Source organism: Arthrobacter crystallopoietes BAB-32 (assembly GCF_000328305.2).
Taxonomy (GTDB): domain Bacteria; phylum Actinomycetota; class Actinomycetes; order Actinomycetales; family Micrococcaceae; genus Crystallibacter; species Crystallibacter crystallopoietes_A.
In genome coordinates, this window is sequence record NZ_ANPE02000244.1 from 1 (window position 1) to 1,914 (window position 1,914).

Here is a 1,914-nt window from a genome sequence, read left to right on the forward strand (position 1 = left end):
TGCTGCTTCTCGCCGTTGTGCAGGACCTTCAGCCGCTCAAGCTCGGAAACGCTGCTTACCGGGGAATCTGCGATGGTCATCGAATCTCCTAAAAGGTTCGTCAAAAGGTGGATTGGTTTCAGAAGGAAAGGTCCAGTCGTGCTGCCGCGGGCCTGCCCGTTCACAGAACAGAAAGGGCCCTTTGTTGCGTTCATTGCAACGCTGTTGCATCTAACGTAAGTATGGCGGGCGTCACTGTCAAGCCGCCGAAGTCTTAACTCTGCGTTAACTGCCGGGGCCTGCTTTCTTTGAGGACCCTTGAGCGGAAAAAACCGGCTCTTCCCGCAGCAAATCGCGCCCGTTGGAGCACCGCCCGGCTGACACCAGCGAGGCCGCCCCCGCGTCCCGGTCCCTGAACGAACCGGTCCCGGTGGTGAGGGCGTGCAGCAATAACGACGGGGCGCACGCACAAATAACGACGACGACAGCCGCCAGGGCGGGAACTGCAGGTCCCTGCCAAGGCGGCCATCGCCGTCGTTATTGTTTTGTGGGCGCAGAAGCCATGGAGAGGGCACCCAGGCAATGGGCACGGCGTCACGGGGACTGATTAGCGGCCGATGTCCTCAGCCCACAGCCCGGGGTTGGACTGCTGGAAATCGAGCATGAGGTTAATGCACTCCGGATCGTTGAGGACGACGACGTCCACGCCGCGGGAGCGCAACAGATCCAGTTCGCCCGGGAAGGTTTCCGCTTCGCCGACGATGACGCAGGGAATCTGGAACTGGATGATCGCCCCGGTGCACATGGCGCAGGGTGCCAGCGTGGAGTACAGGACCGTGTCCCGGTAGGTACTCTGGCGGCCGGCGGCGCGAAGGCAGGCTATTTCCGCGTGGGCGGTGGGATCGGACTGCTGGACCCGTTCATTGTGTCCCGTGGCGACCAGCTTGCCGTCCCGGACGAGCGCAGCTCCGATGGGGATGCCGCCGGAGCCGGCGCCGGCACGGGCCGCCTGGCGGGCTGCCTTGAAATGTTCGGCGTGCATGGCGCGCTCAGCCGGCGAGAGAGGCATCGTGCTCGGCCTGGCGGACGACGTGCATGCTATGGGGAAATTCGTGGTTCAGGGCTGCTGCCATGCCGGCAGAGGCCCGCTCCAGGAGGATGCGGCCCTTGTCGACGGTGGCCTCCGCCGCGGAGGAGAGGCAGCCGGACTCCGGGGTCAGGTCCGGGTTGACCGGCAGGACGTCGTAGTTCGGCAGGACGGCCGGCGGGGCGTCGACGACCTTGTCCATGTGGACCCGCTCCGGGAACAGGTGGAGCATCAGCGACGTCTCGAGCACGCCGCCGTGTTCCAGGTCCCAGCCGGTGAAGCCGTTCGGATACAGTTCGGCGATGGTCGCGTCGTCGACAAAGTCCCAGTAGGAGAGCAGGACGACCTTGAGGTCCTCGATGCCCATCTGGCGCAATTCGCGCAGGGCCAGGTCCACTCCTTCGTAGAGGAACTGGTAGTTCTCGAAGTGGCCGTTGATGAAGGCGATCTTCCGTGCCCCGTGGCGGGCGAATTCCAGCACCAAGGTCTTGGCGATGGAGATGACCGTCGAGGCATCCAGGCTGGTGGTGCCGGGGAGGTGGTTGCCGCCACCGGAGCGCTGCTGGGACTTGTAGCCGTAGACGACCGGGGCGGCCACGAGACCGTCGATGCCGGCCGCGGTGGCGCCGGCCATCGCGCGCGAGAGGAGCACGTCGGTGTTCAGCGGCATGTGCGGACCGTGCTGCTCAATGGATCCGACGGGGATAAGTACGACGGCGTTGTCCTGGGCGATGCGTTCGCGGTAGGTGAAGGCGTCGAGGTCCTCCATGTAGACGCTGGGCATGTGATCTCTCCGATGTGCTGTAACGAAGTGGACGTGGGAAAGGGGTGGCGTCCTGCAGTGCTGC

The 1,914-nt window shown here is 64.6% G+C and carries 2 protein-coding genes; both read right to left on the bottom strand.

The window, feature by feature from the left end:
• Positions 1-586 precede the first annotated feature (586 nt).
• Positions 587-1,048, bottom strand: coding sequence for a nucleoside deaminase (locus tag D477_RS18460; protein WP_190273589.1), 462 nt, complete (start codon positions 1,046-1,048; stop codon positions 587-589).
• Entirely contained in the window at positions 1,029-1,850 is an 822-nt protein-coding gene (locus D477_RS18465; RefSeq protein ID WP_005273386.1) for a creatininase, read from the bottom strand. Before D477_RS18465 ends, D477_RS18460 begins: the two co-directional genes overlap by 20 nt.
• Between the last annotated feature and the right edge of the window lie 64 nt (positions 1,851-1,914).

Bases quoted from the DNA above. Each gene is read 5' to 3' on its own strand.
- D477_RS18460 (WP_190273589.1), bottom strand. From the start codon at position 1,048: ATGCCTCTCTCGCCGGCTGAGCGCGCCATGCACGCCGAACATTTCAAG.
- D477_RS18465 (WP_005273386.1), bottom strand. From the start codon at position 1,850: ATGCCCAGCGTCTACATGGAGGACCTCGACGCCTTCACCTACCGCGAA.